General features: G+C 71.1%; 18 protein-coding genes and 1 pseudogene. 10 read left to right on the top strand and 9 right to left on the bottom strand.

The features are described from left to right. Nucleotide 1: 1 nt before the first annotated feature. The gene (gene ytfE, locus MKD50_RS00490) at nt 2-724 is read right to left on the bottom strand and encodes an iron-sulfur cluster repair protein YtfE (RefSeq protein ID WP_252666048.1); all 723 of its coding nucleotides are present in this window, start codon (nt 722-724) and stop codon (nt 2-4) included. Nucleotides 725-876: 152 nt separating this feature from the next. Between ytfE and norR the strand changes: the two genes are divergently transcribed. From norR to MKD50_RS00475, 3 genes are all read left to right on the top strand, one after another. Further along, on the top strand, nt 877-2,442 hold the full coding sequence (norR, locus tag MKD50_RS00485) for a nitric oxide reductase transcriptional regulator NorR (protein ID WP_371925252.1): 1,566 nt from the start codon (nt 877-879) through the stop codon (nt 2,440-2,442). 148 nt (nt 2,443-2,590) lie between these two features. Then, on the top strand, nt 2,591-3,019 hold the full coding sequence (locus MKD50_RS00480) for a phasin family protein (protein ID WP_252666468.1): 429 nt from the start codon (nt 2,591-2,593) through the stop codon (nt 3,017-3,019). Between the two features lie 197 nt (nt 3,020-3,216). Then, on the top strand, nt 3,217-4,806 hold the full coding sequence (locus MKD50_RS00475; protein ID WP_252666047.1) for a histidine kinase N-terminal 7TM domain-containing protein: 1,590 nt from the start codon (nt 3,217-3,219) through the stop codon (nt 4,804-4,806). Nucleotides 4,807-4,813: 7 nt separating this feature from the next. On the opposite strand, the gene ubiT is transcribed toward MKD50_RS00475, so the two are convergent. From ubiT to ubiU, 3 genes are all read right to left on the bottom strand, one after another. Next, on the bottom strand, nt 4,814-5,278 hold the full coding sequence (ubiT, locus tag MKD50_RS00470) for a ubiquinone anaerobic biosynthesis accessory factor UbiT (protein WP_115702221.1): 465 nt from the start codon (nt 5,276-5,278) through the stop codon (nt 4,814-4,816). Beyond that, the gene (locus MKD50_RS00465; protein ID WP_240071212.1) at nt 5,275-6,207 is read right to left on the bottom strand and encodes a U32 family peptidase; all 933 of its coding nucleotides are present in this window, start codon (nt 6,205-6,207) and stop codon (nt 5,275-5,277) included. The genes ubiT and MKD50_RS00465 overlap by 4 nt, the downstream gene beginning before the upstream one ends. Before the next feature lie 64 nt (nt 6,208-6,271). Beyond that, nucleotides 6,272-7,330, bottom strand: coding sequence for a ubiquinone anaerobic biosynthesis protein UbiU (gene ubiU / locus MKD50_RS00460; RefSeq protein WP_252666046.1), 1,059 nt, complete (start codon nt 7,328-7,330; stop codon nt 6,272-6,274). A gap of 272 nt (nt 7,331-7,602) precedes the next feature. Here ubiU and MKD50_RS00455 point away from each other — a divergent pair, with 272 nt between their 5' ends. After that, nucleotides 7,603-8,775, top strand: coding sequence for an NAD(P)H-dependent flavin oxidoreductase (locus MKD50_RS00455; RefSeq protein ID WP_115702225.1), 1,173 nt, complete (start codon nt 7,603-7,605; stop codon nt 8,773-8,775). A 72-nt stretch (nt 8,776-8,847) separates the two neighbouring features. On the opposite strand, the pseudogene MKD50_RS00450 reads toward MKD50_RS00455, so the two are convergent. Further along, a pseudogene (locus MKD50_RS00450) lies at nt 8,848-10,134 on the bottom strand (hypothetical protein); the annotation flags it as partial. A 342-nt stretch (nt 10,135-10,476) separates the two neighbouring features. Here MKD50_RS00450 and MKD50_RS00445 point away from each other — a divergent pair. From MKD50_RS00445 to MKD50_RS00430, 4 genes are all read left to right on the top strand, one after another. After that, nucleotides 10,477-12,516, top strand: a complete 2,040-nt coding sequence (locus MKD50_RS00445) for a type IV pili methyl-accepting chemotaxis transducer N-terminal domain-containing protein (protein ID WP_252666045.1) — start codon at nt 10,477-10,479, stop codon at nt 12,514-12,516. Then, entirely contained in the window at nt 12,513-13,166 is a 654-nt protein-coding gene (locus MKD50_RS00440; protein WP_115702230.1) for a response regulator, read from the top strand. Before MKD50_RS00445 ends, MKD50_RS00440 begins: the two co-directional genes overlap by 4 nt. A 207-nt stretch (nt 13,167-13,373) precedes the next feature. Next, nucleotides 13,374-13,532, top strand: coding sequence for a DUF3309 family protein (locus MKD50_RS00435; RefSeq protein WP_012356889.1), 159 nt, complete (start codon nt 13,374-13,376; stop codon nt 13,530-13,532). 160 nt (nt 13,533-13,692) lie between these two features. Continuing rightward, on the top strand, nt 13,693-13,881 hold the full coding sequence (locus MKD50_RS00430) for a DUF3008 family protein (protein ID WP_012356890.1): 189 nt from the start codon (nt 13,693-13,695) through the stop codon (nt 13,879-13,881). Nucleotides 13,882-13,965: 84 nt separating this feature from the next. On the opposite strand, the gene MKD50_RS00425 is transcribed toward MKD50_RS00430, so the two are convergent. From MKD50_RS00425 to MKD50_RS00415, 3 genes are all read right to left on the bottom strand, one after another. Next, nucleotides 13,966-14,739 carry a ParB-like protein gene (locus MKD50_RS00425; RefSeq protein WP_252666044.1) on the bottom strand — a complete coding sequence of 258 codons (774 nt, stop codon included), beginning with the start codon at nt 14,737-14,739 and terminating at the stop codon, nt 13,966-13,968. Next, nucleotides 14,723-15,172 carry a hypothetical protein gene (locus tag MKD50_RS00420; RefSeq protein WP_115702234.1) on the bottom strand — a complete coding sequence of 150 codons (450 nt, stop codon included), beginning with the start codon at nt 15,170-15,172 and terminating at the stop codon, nt 14,723-14,725. The genes MKD50_RS00425 and MKD50_RS00420 overlap by 17 nt, the downstream gene beginning before the upstream one ends. A 166-nt stretch (nt 15,173-15,338) precedes the next feature. After that, the gene (locus MKD50_RS00415) at nt 15,339-16,196 is read right to left on the bottom strand and encodes an SDR family oxidoreductase (protein WP_183284453.1); all 858 of its coding nucleotides are present in this window, start codon (nt 16,194-16,196) and stop codon (nt 15,339-15,341) included. Nucleotides 16,197-16,544: 348 nt separating this feature from the next. Between MKD50_RS00415 and MKD50_RS00410 the strand changes: the two genes are divergently transcribed. Next, nucleotides 16,545-17,753, top strand: a complete 1,209-nt coding sequence (locus tag MKD50_RS00410) for a BON domain-containing protein (protein WP_252666043.1) — start codon at nt 16,545-16,547, stop codon at nt 17,751-17,753. Between the two features lie 84 nt (nt 17,754-17,837). Beyond that, nucleotides 17,838-18,431 carry a ParB-like protein gene (locus MKD50_RS00405; protein ID WP_115702240.1) on the top strand — a complete coding sequence of 198 codons (594 nt, stop codon included), beginning with the start codon at nt 17,838-17,840 and terminating at the stop codon, nt 18,429-18,431. 18 nt (nt 18,432-18,449) lie between these two features. Here MKD50_RS00405 and MKD50_RS00400 read toward each other — a convergent pair whose 3' ends face one another. Continuing rightward, nucleotides 18,450-19,535, bottom strand: a complete 1,086-nt coding sequence (locus MKD50_RS00400; protein ID WP_115702242.1) for a DNA topoisomerase IB — start codon at nt 19,533-19,535, stop codon at nt 18,450-18,452. Nucleotides 19,536-19,537 lie beyond the last annotated feature (2 nt).

Below are 19,537 nucleotides of genomic sequence, written 5' to 3'. Positions count from 1 at the left end.
CTCAGGCGTGCGCCGAGCAGCCGCAGCCGTTGGCCTGCGGGATGGCGGAAGCGGTGGCCGCCGCGGTTTCGAACAGCACGTTGTTTTCCAGGTGGATGTGTTCCATCAGGTCTTCGCGCAGCGCGCGCAGGCCCAGGTAGAGCGCGCGCCAGGTATTGCAGGCCGCGCGCGGCAGCGTGATGTCATCGGTCAGCTCGGCCAGCCGCTGCAGGGCCACGCCATGGTCATCATGCTCGGCGCGCATCACGGCGATCGGGCGGCTCGCGGCGGCATGCAGGCCGCGCAGCAGCATCGGGAACAGCACCTGCTCTTCCTTCTGCATGTGCGATTCCAGCTCGCCCAGCATCTCGCTCAGGTGGTCGGCCAGGCCCAGCGGGCACTCCGGCCGGTCGCCGTGGACCTGCTCGACGCGCCGCGCCAGGCGGATCAGCTCGGGCAACTGCTCGCGATGGCGGGCGTGGAAGCGCACCAGGATATGCTCGATCAATGCCGGCGGCGCGGCCCTGTTCCAGTCCTGCGCAGAAGGATCCGCGTCGTTCTGCAGGGCTTGCAGCTGTGCTGCGATGGCGGCCACGGCGGCGGCATCGAGCCCCTTCTGCTGCGCGGCGTCGCGCAGGGTCTGCTTGCCGCCGCAGCAGAAGTCCAGACCGTGGTCGTGGAAAATGCGGGTGGCGCCGGGGATCTGGCGGGCCAGCTGGCCCAGCGAATGGTCTTGCAACGTCATGGCGGTTTCTCCGTGTGGATGTGGTGACCGCAAGACATACGCGAGCAGCGTGCCAGTTAAAAACCCCGTGTAATCAAGGTCTTGGAAAACACAGGGTATTAACTACCTTATACTTCCCACGGTATTAACTACCCTTTATGGTGTTTTCCACCATGATTCCTGCCACCGCCATGTATCCCGACCTGCTGGCCGACCTTGTGATCGATCTGCCGCACGCGGTGCGCCTGCAGCGGCTGGTCAGTGCGTTGCGCACGCATTTCCGCTGCGGTGCGGTGGCGCTGCTGCGGCTGGAGGAAGACCACCTGCGCCCGGTGGCGGTGGACGGCCTGGTGCGCGACGCGCTGGGCCGGCGCTTCGCGGTGGGCCTGCATCCGCGCCTGGCCGCGATCCTGGCGCGCCGCGGCGTGACCTGCTTCCATCACGACAGCATGCTGCCGGACCCGTACGATGGCCTGATCGACGAGCATGTGGGCGAGCCGCTGCCGGTGCATGACTGCATGGGCACCCGGCTGGAAGTGGACGGTCAGCCGTGGGGCGTGCTGACGCTGGATGCGCTGGCAGTCGGCACCTTCGACGGCGCGGCCCAGGCCGAACTGCAGCGGCTGACGGTGGTCGTGGAGGCCGCCATCCGCACCACCCGGCTCGAGGGCGAGATCCGTGCGCTGCAGCTCGCGCGCGGCACGCCGGAGTCCGAGGAAGGCGCGGCCCCCCACGACATCGGCGCCGAGATCATCGGCCAGAGCGAGGCCATCGCCAACCTGCTGCATGAACTGGAGGTGGTGGCCGACACCGATCTGCCGGTGCTGCTGCTGGGCGAGACCGGCGTGGGCAAGGAGCTGTTCGCGCACCGCCTGCATCGCCAGTCGCGCCGGCGCGCGCAGCCGCTGGTGCATGTCAACTGCGCCGCGCTGCCCGAGTCGCTGGCCGAGAGCGAGCTGTTCGGCCACGCGCGCGGCGCCTTCTCCGGCGCCACCGGCGAGCGCCCCGGTCGCTTCGAGGCCGCCGACGGCGGCACCCTGTTTCTGGACGAGGTGGGCGAACTGCCGCTGGCGATCCAGGCCAAGCTGCTGCGCACGCTGCAGAACGGCGAGATCCAGCGGCTGGGCTCGGACCGGCCGCGCCGCGTCAACGTGCGCGTGATCGCCGCGACCAACCGCAACCTGCGCGAGCATGTGCGCGACGGCTCGTTCCGCGCCGACCTGTACCACCGCCTGTCGGTCTATCCGATCCCGATCCCGCCGCTACGCGAGCGCGGCAACGACGTGCTGCTGCTGGCCGGGCGCTTCCTCGAACTGAATCGCGCCCGCCTGGGACTGCGCAGCCTGCGGCTGTCGGGCGGCGCACAGGACGCGCTGCGCCACTACCGCTGGCCCGGCAACGTGCGCGAGCTGGAACACGTGATCAGCCGCGCCGCGCTGCGCGCGGTCAGCCGCGGCGCGGGCCGCAACGACATCGTGACGCTGGAGCCGGAACTGCTCGACCTCGACGGACTTGAGTTGCCGCAGGCCACGCAGGCCGGCACCGGCGCGGCCAGCGCGCCCGACACGCCTGCGCCGGCCGCGGGCATCGCGCTGCGCGATGCTGTCGAGCACACCCAGCGGGCCTGCATCGCGCAGGCCCTGCGCGACCACGGCGGCAACTGGGCGCAGGCGGCGCGCCAGCTCGGCATCGACGCCAGCAACCTGCACAAGCTGGCCAGGCGCCTGGGCTGCAAGTGAAGCGAGCGGCAACGGGGTCCGGGTGTCGCGGCATGGCAAGTCGGGCCATTAGCGCATAAGCTGATCCGGATGCCCACGCAGGGCGCCATCGTCGTGTGCAGCAATTGCCGCCCACTGCGCGCACGGCCCGCCACTGGAGAATCCCGTGATGTTGACCACAACGCAAATCTTCTGGCCGCCGGTGTTCTGGCCCTTCCCCACTGTCTACGCCAGCTTGCCGCAGCTCGAGGCCATGCAGGCCGACCTGGCCGGCACCTGGCACCGCATGGCCGAACTCAACCTGGACTTCACCCGCACCCTGTTCGAGAACATCCAGTTCGACGCCATGGGCACGATGATGGAGCCGGACCCCGAAGCCCGCTATGCGCGCGAGATCGCCAGCGAGCTGCCGCTGCTGGGCGCTCCGCTGCATTACGCTTCGACCATGCTGGAGCTGTATGCGCGCGCGCAGCAGAAGTGGATCGACGGCTGGGGCCACCTGCTGACGGGCGGCATGGGGTTCGAGTGGCCGGGCCTGCGGCGGAACGTTGTCGACATCCCGTTCTGGCTGGTGCGGGAAACCCCGGCACAGACCTGACCAGGTCCTGTCCCGCCACGGCGCAATGGACCGGGCGGCGGCCGGCCGCCGCTGTTGCATCGGCGCACCCGCTGCCAAGCCAGCGATGACGCCCGGTATCATGCTGCCTGACGAGATCGCGGAGCGCACGCAACCGGCGTGCGCCTGGCCGGGCGGCGGCACCCATGCCCGGGTCTCGAAGACGCGCGCCGCCTTCAATGCCCTCATATTCGCTGGTTCTCCTGCTTACCGTCGCCGTGGTTGCCTGCATCGGCATGGCCATCGCCACCTGGCCGCGGCGCGACGATCCGACCGTGCAGGCCTTCCTGGTGCTGGCCGCGGGCGCGGCCACCTGGAGCGGCGGGCGCCTGCTCGAGATCAGCTCGACCGACCTGGAGGGGCGCATCCTGTGGGCCAAGATCCAGTACCTCGGCATCGTCGCCGTGCCGATCGGCTGGCTGGTGGCGATGGTGCACCTGAGCCGCCCGCGCTACGTGGTGCCCTGGTCCCGGCTATGGCTGCCGGTGCTGGCGGCGGTGGTCACCGTGGTGATGGTCTTTACCAACGAGCGCCACGGCCTGGTGTGGCCGCGCATCACGCTGATGCCTCCGGGCGTGCTGCCCGGCGCGGTGTTCGACCATGGCATCGGCTATGCCGTGGTGGCGGCGTGGTCGTACCTGCTGCTGGCGCTGAGCCTGTATTTCCTGGTCACGGCCGAGGTGCCCAACGGCGCCTTGTCGCGCCGCGGTCGCGCCATCCTGGGCGGGGGCCTGGCCTTGCCGCTGGTGGCCAATGTCGCCTATCTCAACCGCTGGACCGGTCCGCTGGGCGGCGACCTGACCCCGGCGACGTTTTCACTGATGGCGGCGCTGGTGTGGTTCTGCGGGCTGCGCACGCACCTGGACGATATCGGCCACTACGCGCGGCTGCGCGTGTTCGATGCGCTCAGCGAAGGCTGCGTCATCGTTGACGGCCACGGCACCGTCGTCGAATTCAATCCAGCCGCGGCGCAGCTGTGGCCGGCGCTGCGCCGCGGCGATCCGCTGCCCGCCGGCTGGGACACGGCGCTGCGGCGTCCTGCTGGCGAACACCCGGCCAACAGCCCGGCCGACAGCGCGGCCGTGCCCTTCGTACCGCCCGGCGCACCGTTCGAACTGACCGGCGAACACGTCGCGCGCCTGGACGGCAGGCAGATGGGCAGCCTGCTGTTCCTGCGCGACATCAGCCGCTTCCAGTCGCGCGAACTGGCGCTGAGCGCGCGGCTGGGCCAGACCGAAGAGCAGCTGTGGCAGGTCCAGGCGGACCTGGACATCGACGCCCTGACCGGCATCCGCAACCGCCGCTACTTCCAGCGCGAATCGATCGCCGCCGTGACGCGAGCGTGCGAGCACGGCCAGCCGCTGGGGCTGCTGATCCTGGACGTGGACCAGTTCAAGCAATACAACGACCTGCATGGCCACATGGCCGGCGACGATTGCCTGCGGCAGATCGCCGGCGCCCTCAGCGGCGTGCTGCACGGCGAGCAGTTCTGCGTGAGGCTTGGCGGCGAGGAATTCGCCGCGGTGCTGCCCGGCGCGAGCCGGGACGAGACCCGCGAGCTCGGGCGCCGCATGGTGGCCGCGGTGCGCGAGCTCGGCATTGCGCACCAGGGCACACCGGTGCAGCCGGTGGTGACCATCAGCGTGGGCGCGGTCTGGGCCGTGCCCGAAGCGCCGCGGCTGGAACCGCTGCTGCACCGCGCCGACAGCGCGATGTACCGCGCCAAGCGCGCCGGCCGCAACCGCTTCATGCTGGACGGCGACGCCTGAGCCGCGCTCAGGAAGCGGCGCCGGCCCGGCCCGCGGCGGCGCCATGCAGCGCCACCAGCCGCGATGCGGCCTGGCTGACCCACGCCGGCCGCGGTGCGGCATCGAGCCAGTACTTGACCTCCAGCCCCAGCGCGGTATCGCCGCTGATGACCAGCCGGCGCTGGAAGAACAGCGTGTCGGTGTCGGCCTCGCCACCCAGCAGGCGCAGGTAGTCCACCGCGCAGGCACGCAGCGTCAGCGCGGGCTCGGCGTCGGTGCTGCCGGCGCGAAAGCGCCCGCCCTCGCAGCGGAACGGCACGGCCAGCTCCAGGTCCTGCACCGTCAGCAGGAAGGCATGACCGTCCAGCGCCGCGGGCGGCTCCAGCCAGCCGGCGCGGCGCGCCAGCTCGAGCGCGGCCACCAGTGGCAGTGCCCGCGCGCGTGCCGGCAGACGCCGGTGCACGCCGGCCATCAGCTTGTGCAGCGCGCTCATGCCGGGGCCTCCCAGGCAATGCCGGCGCGGCCGTGCCAGTAGCCATTACATGGCTCGGCGCCAGCCGGCGTGATGGCGCTGGCAGCGGGCGCGCGTTGCCCGGCGCGGATCGCCGCCAGCTGCTGCACCACTGCGAGGGTGCCCGACGAATGCGGGCTGACGCGCAGCATCCCCACCCCCATCCGCGCCATTTCCAGCGCCTCAGCGCACAGGTCCAGGCAGGTGGCGCTCTGCGTCTGCACCCCGTTCAGCGTGAAGAACGCCTGCCCTTCGCCGGTCGCGGCGACCAGGCCATCGGGATAGTCCATGCAGCGGAATTCGCAGCTGTCCTTGCGCAGGCGATGGTGGCGCGCGGTAAAGCAGCGCGCCGAGAACGCCAGCGGCAGGCGGCCCCAGACAAAGGCTTCGAGCTGCGTACCGGCGGGCCGCGCCGCGGCCAGCGCGGCCAGCGTGGCGCCGTCCATCTCCACCGGCGCGACGCAGCCCACCGCGCCCAGGCCGGCGAGCCACGCCAGCGTATCGGCATGGTAGGCGTTCAGATGCGGGCCGCCGACGAAAGGCCGCCCGCCCATGCAACGCACCGCGCCGGGATCGTTGGCCTCGACCAGGTAGTCGTCCTGCGCGCAGACGCGCCGCATCCAGGCGATATCGGTATCGGACTCGACCAGCACCGGCGTGGACAGCACCACTTCCTTGCCGGCATCGCGCAGCATCTGCGCAATCTCCAGCCATTGCGCATGGCGGATTTCATGGCGGCGCGTGCAGACGGTTTCGCCCAGATAGACGCGCTCGACCGGCGCCTCGGCGACCGACGCATAGAACTGCAGCACGGCCTCGCGCGGCCAGTAGTACAGCAGCGGGCCGAGGGCGATGCCGAAGCCGGGCATCGCGGCGGCGTGCGGCCTCGCGGCCGCGGTGGTGTGTGGCATGTAAAGCTCCGTCGTGGCCGGCATGTCCCGCATATCCGGATACAGGCAGGTGGGTGTCATGGTGTCAGCGCCAGGGGCGGTCGTAGGCGCCCTGCGTAACCTGGTCGCCTTCGGCATGGCGCCCCAGCGTGCCCTGCCATTCCTGGCGCGGCGCGAAGCGGGCGGGATCGGCGCAAGCGGCGTCGATCGCCGCGCGCAGCACGCCGACCACGTCGCCGACATAACGCGGGCTGCGCTGGCGCCCTTCGATCTTGATCGCGGCAATGCCCATGTCGATCAGCGCCGGCAGCAGCGACAGCGCATTCAGGCTGGTCGGCTCCTCGAGCACGTAGCCGCGCTCGCCCTCGACCTCGAAGCGGCCCTTGCACAGCGTCGGATAGCCGGCCGGCTCGCCGGGCGCATAGCTGTCGATCAGGATGCCCGACAGCCGCGCCTGCATGGTGCCGTCCTGCTCGGTCCAGCGCACCGCATGCGCGGGCGAGCACACCCCCTTGTTGTTGGGCGAATCGCCGGTGGCATACGACGACAGCAGGCAGCGCCCCTCGGCCATCACGCACAGGCTGCCGAAGCCGAACACCTCCAGCTCGACGCTGGTCTGGCGCGCCAGCTTTCCGATCTGCGCCAGCGACAGCACGCGCGGCAGCACCACGCGGCGGATATTGAAGCGCTCGCGCATCAGTTCGATGGCATCGGCATGGGTGGCCGAGCCCTGCACGGACAAGTGCAGCCGCAAGTCCGGATGGCGCGCGCAGGCATAGCCCATCAGGCCCGCGTCGGCCATGATCACGGCATCGGCGCCAAGGTCCGCGGCCGCATCGACGGCGCGGTGCCACTGCGCCACCGCGCCCATCTGCGCAAAGGTGTTGATGGCGAACAGCACCTCGGCGCCGCGCGCATGGGCCTCGGCCACGCCGGTGCGGATGTCGGCCTCGGTGAAGTTCAGGCCGCCGAAGTTGCGCGCGTTGGTGGCATCGCGCAGGCCCAGGTAGACCGCGTCGGCGCCGTGCTGCAAGGCCACGCGCAGCGCCGCCAGCGAGCCGGCGGGCGCAACCAGCTGCGGGCGGCGCGGCGCGCACGCGGCGGCCGACGGGGAGTCGGATCGGGCGGGAATGGAACAGGTCATCGGAGATGGCGCCGGCGGCGGCGCGGGGGAAGGAAGACAGCGGCCGATGCTAGCCAAGCGCCCGCGCCAGGGGCTTGACCGCGCGCAAACCCACGCCAACAGCACCCTGGCCGCGACGAGCTATGCCGGTCGGCGTAGGCCGATGGCAGGCCACCCGGCCAGGGTTGACCTGCGGCAAACGCGGGCCCGTGCCGCTGTGCCACGCTTGCGCGTCATCCCTGCGCCGGGGCCGCCTTGCGGCCCGGCGTCCATCCCCTTCCGGAGACCCGTTTATGAATCACCCCTGGCTCAAGCTGGGCGGCCGCCGCCTGCTGCCGATCGTGCAGGGCGGCATGGGCATCGGCATCTCGGCCCACCGGCTGGCCGGCGCCGTCGCACGCGAAAACGGCGTCGGCACCATCGCCAGCATCGACCTGCGCCACCACCACCCCGACCTGATGGCGCGCACCCGCGGCAGCCGCGGCAGTCTTGGCAAGCCCGCCATCGAAGCCGCCAACCTCGAGGCGCTGGACCGCGAGATCCGCGCCGCGCGCGCCGCCTCCGAGGGCCGCGGCCTGATCGCCGTCAACGTGATGAAGGCGGTCGGCTCGCACGCGGCCCTGGTGCGGCAAGCCTGCGAAAGCGGCGCCGATGCCATCGTCATGGGCGCCGGGCTGCCGCTGGACCTGCCCGAACTGACCGCCGGCCACCCCAAGGTGGCATTGATCCCGATCCTGTCCGAGGCGCGCGGCATCGGCCTGGTGCTGCGCCGCTGGATGAAGAAGGGCCGGCTGCCCGACGCCATCGTGGTCGAACACCCGGCGCACGCCGGCGGCCACCTGGGTGCGGCGACCATCCAGGACCTGTCCGAGCCGCGCTTCTCGTTCTCGCGCGTGCTGGGCGAATGCCGCGAACTGTTCGCGCAGCTGGGACTGGCCTGGGACAGCATCCCGCTGATCCTGGCCGGCGGCATCGACAGCCACGCCAAGGTGCGCCACTGGCTGGGCGAAGGCGCCGCCGCGGTGCAGCTGGGCACGGCCTTCGCCGTGACCGAGGAATGCGATGCGCATCCGGCCTTCAAGCAAGTGCTGGCCACCGCGCGGCCGGAAACCCTGCGCGAATTCACCAGCGTCGCCGGCCTGCCCGCGCGCGCGGTGCTGACGCCGTGGCTGCAGCGCTACCTGTCGAGCGAAGCGCGCCTGCAGCGCCGCGCGCGCGTGCGCGAATGCCTGGAAGGATTCGATTGCCTGCAGGCCTGCGGGCTGCGCGACGGCATCGCGCGCATCGGCCAGTTCTGCATCGACCTGAAGCTGGCGCAGGCGGTGCGCGGCGACGTGGAGCGCGGCCTGTTCTTCCGCGGCCGCGGCGCGCTGCCATTCGGCGAGGCCATCCGCCCCGTGGCGGAGCTGATGCACTACCTGCTGACGGGGGAAAAGCCGGCCGGGCTGACACCGGCGGCCGGCTGACCGCTTGTGTGCTCCCTCTCCCGCAGGCGGGAGAGGGGAGCAAACCGGCGGCACGCCCATCCCCTCCACAACACGCGGCGGCAACCCTCCGCACCTGCGCATCTGCCGCATGCAGCGCAGCGCCGCCAGCAATTGCCATCCCAGCCACGCATTGGCACCCGCCAGCAGCAGCCCGCCGACGCGGGCCAGCAGCGCTGGCGCCAGCGGCAACGCCAGCAGCACCGCATAAGCCCCCAGCAACAGCCACGCCTGCCCGCGCTGCAGTCCTGGCGCGATGATCGCCTGCATCGCCGGCACGCGCGCCCTGGGCGGCAACAGCCGGCGCAGGTGCAGCCAGACCAGGAACGGCACGATCTTGCCCAGCATCGCCGTCACCGGCAGCACGCCCACGCCGACCAGCGCCATGGTGCCGGCCCACCACGCCAGCGGCAGCGCCGCCGCGGGCAGGACCACGGCAGCCGCCCCCAGCGCCGCCGCGCCGAGCATGCTGGCGCATGCCACCGGCCACAACAGCCACAGCGGATCGTGACGCCGCCGCGCGCGCAGCGTGCCGGCCAGCCCGCATGCCCCCAGCGCTGCCACGAATGACAGCCACACCACCAGCGCGGCCCGTGCCAGCACTGGTTCCCCTGGCCACAGCACCAGCGCGGCGCTGAACATTGCCAGCGGCCCCCAATGACCCACCGGCAGCCAGTGCGCCAGCGCTGCCGGCGCGCGCGGCGTCTGCCAGAACATCGGCAGCACCGTGGCCGCGACCCCGCTGACCAGCGCCGCCAGCCAGCCGCCCAGCGCCCACGCCATATGCAGGCCAAGCGCCTGCGCCACCGGCACGCGCCACAGCCCGCCGAAGGTGCCTGCCAGCGCGATGCCGGCCAGCACCGCCGCCATCAGCGGCGCGCCGATGCCCGCCAGCGTGCGCGTGGTGGCGTCCACCGCGGGCACGCGCCGGCCCGCGGCGAGCAGCACTGCGCCTACCAGCAGCAGGACCGCGCCAAGGGCGGCGGCAACCCGCATGGCTGCCGGCTCACCGCCCAGCAAGCCGAAACCGAGCGCGGCCGCCACCGCCGCGCCGGTCGCGGCCATGAACGGCGCCAGCCGCCCGGCACCGGGAACGTCCACACGCGCCATCACCGGCATCATCTGGAACAGCGCCCCGACCATCACCGGCAGCAGCATGCCCAGCGCCAGCGCATGCACTGCCGCCAGCGTCAGCGGCGCAAAGCGGTCGGGCAGGCCCGCCGCCGGCCCCGCAGCCAGCAGCAGCCCCGCGGCCGCGCCCAGCCATGGCGCTGGCATCAGGCAACCAAACACCAGCGCAGGCCGCGGCGCGCGCGCGTAGTCGAGATCCGCGCCTTTCATGCGCGTGCCCCGGCGTGGCGGCGAGGACGCACTCGAGCGCCGCTTGAGAGGGACATCACCATCGCTCCATTCTTAACAGTTCTCACAAAAGGACCGATGCCATGCCGGCCCGGCGTGCAGGGTTTCACGCCTTGGCGCCAGGCGCAATGCCAACCAAGCGCCGCGACCCGCACATACGCCGTCCAAAGCCGGGTTTCTTTGATCTGGCGCAGGAAGCCCAGCCTGTCGCGCGGGGAAAATCGCTTCCGTTCCCTGCGTACCCTGCTTGCGATGTCCATCGGGCCCCTGCCCGAATTCCTCCACAGGCCGCGACGGGTCACTCTGGTAGCCCCCCATACCGCCATGCCTGATACCGATCCACCTGCCGTCCCCGCCACGGCGGCATCCGCGTTGCCCGCGCTGCGCCATCGCCTTTCCACGCGCATCATCTCGCTCTCTCTCGCCGTGCTGCTGGTGGTGCTGGGCATGATCTCCGGCACGCTGTGGCTGTCCTGGAAGCTGGAAGGCGCCGGCGCCGCCATCAACGATGCCGGCAGCCTGCGCATGCGCGCCAACCGCGTGGCGATCGAGCTGGCGCTGGCGCACGCGGGCCGCGCCAATGACCTGGCCGCGCAGGTGCAGGCGCTGGACACCACGCTGGCACTGCTGAAGAAGGGCGACGCGGCGCGGCCGCTGTTCCTGCCGGACGAGCCCGCCATCCATACGCAACTGGCGCGCGTCACCCATGACTGGCAGCAGGAGCTGCGCCCGCTGGCCGGCACCGGCGCGGCGCCGGCCGCATACATTGCCGCGCTGCCGGCGTTCGTCGCCCAGGCCGACCGCCTGGTCGGCATGATCGAACACGACAGCGCGCGCAAGACCGACCTGCTGCGCCTGTCGCAAACCGCGCTGGCCCTGATGGCCTGCATCGGCACGGTCGCCGTGATCTACCTGCTCTACCTGTGGATCATCCTGCCGGTGCTGCGCCTGCAGGACGGCTTGCGGCGCATGGCCGCGCGCGAATTCTCGCTGCGCCTGCCGGTGGAAAGCCGCGACGAGTTCGGCACCCTCAGCGAGGGCTTCAACCGCATGGCGGGCGAACTGCAGGGCCTGTACCACGACCTCGAAGCGCGCGTGGCGCAGAAGACCGCCGAGCTGGAACGCCACAACCGCGACCTGGAAACGCTGTACGAGATGGCCGCCTTCCTGAACCAGGCCGCCGACGCCGAAGCCATGGCGCAGGGCTTCCTGGCGCGGGTGATGCGCCAGTTCGATGCCGATGGCGGCAGCGTGCGCGTGCTCGACAGCCGCCACGGCCGCATGCACCTGCTGGCCGCCGCGGGCCTGCCGGCGGCGCTGGCCGAGGCCGATTCCTGCGCCTCGGCCAACGGCTGCCATTGCGGCGATGCCACGCGCGAGGCCGTGATTGCCATCGTCGACCTGCGCGGCGCGGCGCGCACGGGCACTGCCGACGAAACACCGTGCGGCCGCGACGGCTTCCAGTCGCTGGCGGCGTTCCGCATCGAAAGCCAGCGCGGCGCCACCGGCATGTTCGCGCTGCACTTCCGCACGCCGCGCAAGCTGCCGCCGTCGGACCGGCAACTGCTGCAGACGCTGGCGCAGCACCTGGGCACCGCGCTGGAACACCTGCGCCTGTCCGCCACCGCGCGCCAGCTGGCGGTGGTGGAAGAGCGCAACCTGGTGGCGCAGGGCCTGCACGACAGCATCGCCCAGGGACTGAACTACCTGAACCTGCAGGTGCAGCTGCTCGACGACGCGGTCGCGCGCGACGACCTGGCCGAGACCCGCGAACTGGTGCCGATGCTGCGCCATGGCGTGGAAGAGAGCTACCAGGACGTGCGCGAGCTGCTCAACAACTTCCGCTCGCGCCTGGGCACCGGCGAGCTGCGCCCCGCGGTGGAAGAGACCGTCGGGCGCTTTCGCCGGCAATGCCGCACCGAGGCCACGCTGGCCATCGACGAACGCGGCGGCGCCTGGCCGCTGTCGCCCGAGCAGCAGCTGCAGGTGCTGTTCATCCTGCAGGAGGCGCTCTCCAACGTGCGCAAGCACGCCATGGCGGCGCACGTGGCGGTGGCACTCAGCCATGGCCGCGACTTCCGCCTGGTGGTGCAGGACGACGGCGAGGGCTTCGATGCCGACGAACTGGCCACCCGCGCCGACGCGCATATCGGCCTTAGCATCATGCGCGAGCGCGCCGCGCGGCTGGGGGCCCAACTGCACGTGCAGGCCAGCCCCGGCAGCGGCGTGCGCATCGAACTGGTACTGCCCGCCGGCAGCCAGGGCGCCGCCCGGCGCGACCGCGGTGCCAGCCCGATCACCAGCCCCATCACCAGCCTTAGCCGCCTTGGCAGCCTGACCCTCCCGAGCGAGACCCAGCCATGACCATCCGCATCCTGCTGATCGACGACCACACTCTGTTCCGCTCGGGCATCCGCGCGCTGCTGCAGCGCCAGGCCGACTTCGAGATCGTCGACGAAGCCGCCGACGGCGTGGAAGGCATCAAGCGCGCCAAGCAGCACCGCCCGGACGTGATCCTGCTCGACCTGAACATGCCGGGCCTGTCCGGGCTCGAAGCGCTGCAGCTGCTGGTCGAGGACCTGCCACAGACCGCGGTGATCATGCTGACGGTGTCCGAGGAGGCCGAGGAGCTGGCCGCCGCGCTGCGCGGCGGCGCGCGCGGCTACCTGATCAAGAACATCGAGACCGAGGCACTGATCGCCGGCATCCGCCGCGCCGCCGCCGGCGAGCCGGTGATCTCCGACAGCATGACCGCCAAGCTGGTGGCCCAGTTTCGCGCGCCCGCGCCTGTGGCCGCGCCGCGCCAGGAAGAAGCGCCGCGGCTGACCGCGCGCGAGCGCGAGATCGTGCAGGGCCTGGCCCGCGGCGAAAGCAACAAGGAGATCGCGCGCGACCTGGGCGTGGCCGAAAGCACGGTGAAGATCCACGTGCAGAACATCCTGAAGAAGCTGAACCTGGCCAGCCGCGTGCAGGTGGCGGTCTATGCGGTGGAACACGGCCTGAACACGGCCTGAACACGGCCCGAACACCGCCCGCGCTGGCCGCGCGGGTCGCCTTGCCCGCACTTGGGCGTCGTCCGATTCCTACATCGATATCAGTCCCTGCCCGGAGGGATGCCCGCACCCCTTGTTCTACGCTGAACGGTAAGCGGATGGCTCTTCGGAGCCGCCTCGGAGTCGGAAGCCGCGCGGCTTCCCCGATCCACGAACAAGGAGCACGCCATGGGCATCGGCACCATCCTTCTGATCATCCTCGTCCTGCTGCTGATCGGCGCCCTGCCGGCCTGGCCGTACAGTTCCGGCTGGGGCTACTGGCCGAGCGGCGGTCTGGGACTGATCGTCCTGATCGTGGTGCTGCTGGTGGTGCTGGGCCGGATCTAGCGTCCGGCAGGCAGCGAACCGCGGCACGAAGCACGCACGCAGTCTTGCGTGCCGGCCGCGCTTGTCGCGACCGCGCCTGGCACCTATAACGAAGCGCGGGCACGCGCGTCTGCGTGCGCCCGGTCCTTTCAACCTTTTCACCTTTCGCAAGGAGACTCAGATGCCAGCAAAATCCAAGGCGCAACAACAGGCCGCCGGAGCGGCGCTCTCCGCAAAGCGCGGCGAAAAGAAGGCCGGTTCGCTGAAGGGACCGTCCCGCTCGATGTACAAGTCGATGAGCGAGAAGGAACTCGACAAGATGGCTTCGACCAAGACCAAGGGCATGCCGAAGCACAAGTCGGAACGTTGACCGTACGCGCCGGCCTGCGGGCCGGGCCGCGCTGTCAGCGCGGCGGCATACCAGGACAGGGCAGGCGCAACGCCTGCCCTGTTGCTATCCGGCCCTGCCGCCTCTGCCCTTGCCCGTCTTCAGCGGCTTCGCCGGTTTGCCGGTCTTCCCCTCCAGCGGTCCGCCACAATAGCCCGGCAGGCGCCTGGCCCGGGGGCTGCGCGCAAGCTTGATCGATTCCGCCAGCGCCAGCCCGAACCCCGCAATACTGTGCAGGTCCTGCTCTACCCGCTTGCGCAGGAACCCGGCCCAGCAGAAGTCGCCATAGGCCCTGTCCGGCTTGCGGTACGCGCCGGCTTCTCGGGCAAAGGCGGCCAGGCTGCGATACGGGTCGTCGCGCATGCTGCGCACGGTCGAGGGCAGGGCCCTGGGCCCCTGCCGCTTGCCATATTCATCGTAGGGATGGACATGGCCCAGCTGGCGCATGCGCTTCCAGAACGCGGCGGCGTCCAGGTCGCTGAAGTCTGCCAGCACCCGCACCGGCGCGTGCTGGTAGCCGAGGTCCAGCCACGCGCGCGCCCAGTGGTGGTGGTCGACGATATAAAGCTCTCCGCCCGGCCCCGCCACGGTCTTGATGCGATGCCGGCGCATGAAGCGCTGCAGCGCCTCGCGGTCTTCCGGATCGGCGTGGCGCTGCGTGACTTCCATCTTGTGGTAGACGTGGATGTAGCCGAGCGTCAGCTGGGTCGGACGCAGCCGCGCCAGTTCGGCAATGGCCTTGCCGCGCGAGCAGCGTGGCGCCACCACCGGCGCGGCGACCGGTTCGGCGCCGGGGCCCGGGTCGGCCGGATCGGCGGGGCGTTCAGTCGTGCTCGACACGTTTCTGGTTGACGAAGTGCTCGAGCTCGCTGCCGGGGTCCTCGTTGCCGGTGCTCTCTTCGGCGGTCGCGTCGCTGGCCAGCGGCCGCGGCCAGTATTCGCCCTCGCCCTCGCGCACCGGCTCGCCGGGCCGGGCCGGATCGAAATCGGTCCACTGCCCGCACTCCCAGGTGCCCTGCGCGCGCTCGAGCTGGCTGGCGCCGGTTTCGCGCAGCACGTCGATGACCACCGAACCCAGCCCGTTGTTGACGCACGCGGCCAGCATGACGTTGTCGGCCGGCTGCCGCGCGGCAGCGTCCTGCTGGTCCGCGGCGCGGTCCCGCACTGACACGATGGATACCTCCCAGACCGAGAACCCGCGCGCGAACAGCGTGCGCGCGGCATCCTCGGCGCTGGCGAGCGAATCGAAACGTCCGGCGATAATCGATGACATGATGCCTCCCAGAGATTGGCGATGGCGGTCGGCTGATCTCACCCGTATTGCAAGAGCCACGCCCGCGCAGGATCTGCACGGCACGGCAGGCAGCGCGACCGGCGCATGCAATATTTGCAAACGCGGCCCCGAACTACATGCGCGCGCATGGCGCCAACCCGGTCGATCAGCCGTTCACGACCTCGCCGCCATTGATGTGCAGGATCTGCCCGGTGATATAGCTGGCCGCGTCGGAAGCGAGAAACACATAGCCCCCGGCGACCTCGAACGGTTGCCCCGGGCGGCCCATGGGCGTCTTCTTGCCGAACTGCGCCACTTCTTCGGGGCTGAAGGTGGACGGAATCAGCGGCGTCCAGATCGGGCCCGGGGCCACACCGTTGACGCGGATGCCGCGCTCCACCACCTGCAGCGCCAGCGAGCGCGTGAACGACACGATCGCGCCCTTGGTCGCGGAATAGTCCAGCAAGTGCTTGCTGCCGCGATAGGCGGTGACCGAGGTGGTGTTCAGGATCGACGCACCGGCCTTCAGGTGCGGCAGCACCGCGCGCGTCAGGTGAAACATCGCAAACACGTTGGTGCGGAAGGTGGCCTCGACCTGGCTGGCCTCGACTTCCTCGAGAGATTCCTTGGGGTGCTGCTCGGCGGCATTGTTGACCAGGATGTCGAGCTTGCCGTACTGCTGCAGCGTCTGCCGCGCGACCGCCTCGGCGTGGTCGCAGTCGGCGAGGTCGCCGGCGATGGCCAGGCATTTGCGCCCGGCCTGCTCGACCAGGTTGACGGTCTCGCGCGCATCGGCGTGTTCGTCCAGATAGGCGATGGCGACATCGGCGCCTTCGCGCGCAAACGCCACCGCAATGGCACGGCCGATGCCGCTGTCGCCGCCGGTGACCAGCGCCACGCGTCCGTTGAGCCGGCCGCTGCCGACGTAATCGTCCGCGCCGCTGTCCGGCTGCGGGCGCATCGGGGCTTCGAGGCCGGGCTGGCGCGACTGGTGCTGGGGCGGGACACTCTTGGGGGTGGACATGGCAGTCTCCTGTCGGGGGTGGCCGCGCCAGGCGACGTCGGCGTGACGGGGCGCCGCGGCCATGCAAGATGCCAGGGTGGCGCGCAAGTTCCATGCCGCAAAGCGCAAGGCGCCGGCCCGCATGCCGCCACGCGCGGCGGCACCGGCCCGGCGGGGCTGCCCGTAACCCTTACATCGCACGGCAATCCTTACAGCGCGCCGCGTTATCACGCTGCGCCGCTTCGTCTACGCGCCGGGGCACGGATTTTGCGGCCTTCTCCATATCCGAAACGTCAACGGCTTCCGGCGCCTGCCGCACATGCCTGCGGGCAGTGCCGGCGCGCGGGGCCTCACCGCCAGGAGGCAGATATGTTCAACTTCCGCAATGACCGCGGCAACCGCGGCCGGCCCGAAGCGCAACGCCGCGACCGCGGCCCCGAGCAAAGGATGCGCGATGAGAGCGAGGGCCGCGGCTCGGAGGACTGGGGGCAGGAATGGGGCGAGGATTGGCGCGGCGAGAACAGCCTGCGCCGGGGCGAGTATGGCGGTCATGGCTATGAAAGCCGCCAGCGCTGGGAAGAAAACCGCCGCGACGAAGAGCGTGAGCATCGCAACGAGCAGCGCAACGAAAGCCGCGGCCAGGGCCGCAGCATGGGCAGCGAGCGCGAATCTTCGCGCCACGGCGGCCCGTGGTATCAGCAGGACACGCCCGCCGGCCAGCGCCGCGGCAGCTGGGGCGAGAGCGGCTATGGCGCCGCCGATGTCGGCGGCAGCGGCCATCCGTACAGCAGCGCCTATGGCGGCTACCGGCCATCGCAGCAGGACAGCGGCTACCGCAGCGAGGAACGCGAATCGGGCTACGGCTATCGCGACGAAGACCGCTTCGGTCCGCGCGGGCGCCGCAGCGAATCCGGCGGCCGCGGGGAACGCTATGAGCGCGACGAACGCAGCGAGCGCAATCAGCGCGGCCAGGGCGGCTGGGCCTCAGAACGCGGGCGCAGCGAAGGCGGCCGTGCCATGCACTGGCAGGAAGGCAGCGAACGCGACCGCGCCCAGCGGGGCGGGCAGCCCAGCTATGGCGGCGGCTACTTCGGCGATCCGGGTCGTGGCGGCCAGTCGTTCAGCGGCGGGCAGCGCGTCTACGACCCGGGCTACCGGCGCCGCACGCCGTTCGCCGGGCAGGCCAGCGCCTCCGGCACGCAGGGCGGGCAGCATGCCGGCCGCCGCGCCACCGGCCCCAAGGGCTACCGGCGCTCTGACGAGCGCGTGCGCGAGGATGTGTGCGAACGCCTGGCGATGAACCCGTATATCGACGTCGGCGAAGTCAGCGTCGAGGTAGCGAATGGCGTCGTGACGCTGGACGGCACCGTCAGCGAGCGCCGCGAGAAATACGTGGTCGAGGAGATCGCCGACGCGGTGTTCGGCGTCACCGAGGTCGACAACCGCCTGCGCGTGCAGCGCCAGCAAGGCAGCTCGTGGGCGGCAGGCTCCGAGGTGGGCGGCGACACCTCGAGCAACAGCAGCGCCACCGCGTCGACGGGCGGCACTTCGCCGGACCGCACGCTCAACAAGAGCTGAGCCTTGCCCTCCGGCCGAGCCCCCGCGCACACGGCGCCCGCTCCACGGCGGGCGCCGCGCAAGCTGGCGCCTGACAGCAAGCTGATGGTGCCGCTCGACGCGCTGCGTCCCACCCAGATCACGGTGGGCGGCTACCACGTGGCGCAGAAGATCCACGTCACGCGGCGCGTTGCGCCCGAGGCGCGCGCGGCGTTCCTGGACCGGCACCGCGTGCACCTGGTGATCGGGCCAGAGCAACTGCTCTATGTGGTCGATCACCACCACTGGGTGCGCGCCTGGCATGACCTGGGACTGACCCATGTGCCCGGCCTCGTGCGCGCCGACCTGAGCGACATGGACACGCCGGTTTTCTGGCGCCACATGGTCGCCAATCACCTGGTCCACCCCTACGACGAGCATGGCCGCCGGCGGCCGCTGACGGAACTGCCCGAGGCCATCCACGATATGCGCGACGACCCGTACCGCAGCCTGGAGGCCTTCGTGCAGCTGGCGGGCGGCTATCGCAAGGTCAAGACCGCCTACCCCGATTTCCGCTGGGCAGACTTCTTCCGGCGCCACGTGCCGGGGCCGTTCGACACGCCGCATCACTTCGCCTTTGCGGTGGCGAGCGCGTTCAGGCTGGCGCACTCGCGCGAGGCCAGGGACCTGCCTGGCTATATCGGCGCGCTGGGGTGCTGAGCGCCGGGCCAGGGACGATCATCCGTTATTGCGCTTCTTGCCATTTGCTGGATGTGTCTGGCTTGCCGCCAGCAACTGCAGCAGCCGCGCCTCGTCCGCGCGCAGCCGCGTCATGGCGGGCGCGCGGCCGCGCGCCTGCAGCACGCCGGCCAGGTAGGCATCGATAACGTCGGGGTGGACGTAGCACTTGCGGCACACCGCGACGGTGTTGCGCAGCTGGTTCGCGACCTCGCGGACGGCATCGGTCACTGCCTTGCGGCGCGCGCTCTCGCTGGCCGCTTCCGGCAGCTTGCGCAGGATCGCCAGCGCATGCACGCTGCCGGCCCAGGTGCGGAAGTCCTTGGCGGTAAAGTCCCCGCCGGTCACTTCCTGCAGGTAGGCGTTGACATCGGCCGAGCCGATCTCGCGGATCTCGCCGTCGCTGTCGCGGTACTTGAACAGGCACTGGCCCGGCAGGTCGGCGCAGTTGCGCACGATGCGCGCGAGGCGCGGGTCGTTGACCGAGACGTCGTGCGTGATGCCGCTCTTGCCGGTGAACTGGAAGCGCAGCCGGCTGCCGCGCACGGTCACGTGGCGCCGCCGCAGCGTGGTCAGGCCGTAGGTGCGGTTCTGGCGCGCGTAGCGCGGCGAGCCGACCCGCACCAGCGTGGCGTCGAGCAGCAGCACCACCGCGCCCACCACCTTCTCGCGCGGCATGCCGTTGCGACGCAGGTCGCGCGCCACGCGCGCGCGCAGCCGCGGCAGCGCGGCGCCGAACGCCGCCAGCCGCGCGTACTTGTCGGTATCGCGCAGCGTCGCCCATTGCGGGTGGTAGACGTACTGCTTGCGCCCGCGCGCATCGCGCCCGGTGGCCTGCAGGTGGCCGCGCGGATCGGGGCAGATCCACACCGACTCGTAGGCCGGCGGGATCGCCAGCGTCGCGATGCGCGCCAGCGTGGCGGCATCGGTCACGCGCTTGCCGTCCGGGCCGGTATAGCTGAAGCCGCTGCCATGGCGCCGGCGCGTGATGCCCGCGCTGCCGTCGTCGACATAGCGCAGCCCTGCGTCGCGCAGCACCGTGTCGAGCGCGGCGGGGGCTTCGGTGGCGGGCAGCGTGCTGTCCATGG

Origin of the sequence: Cupriavidus mimosae (assembly GCF_023952485.1) — a bacterium.
In the GTDB taxonomy this organism is placed as follows: Bacteria; Pseudomonadota; Gammaproteobacteria; order Burkholderiales; family Burkholderiaceae; genus Cupriavidus; species Cupriavidus taiwanensis_C.
The sequence above is the reverse complement of the archived record's forward strand: the minus strand, read 5'-3'. Positions and strand labels throughout refer to the sequence as shown.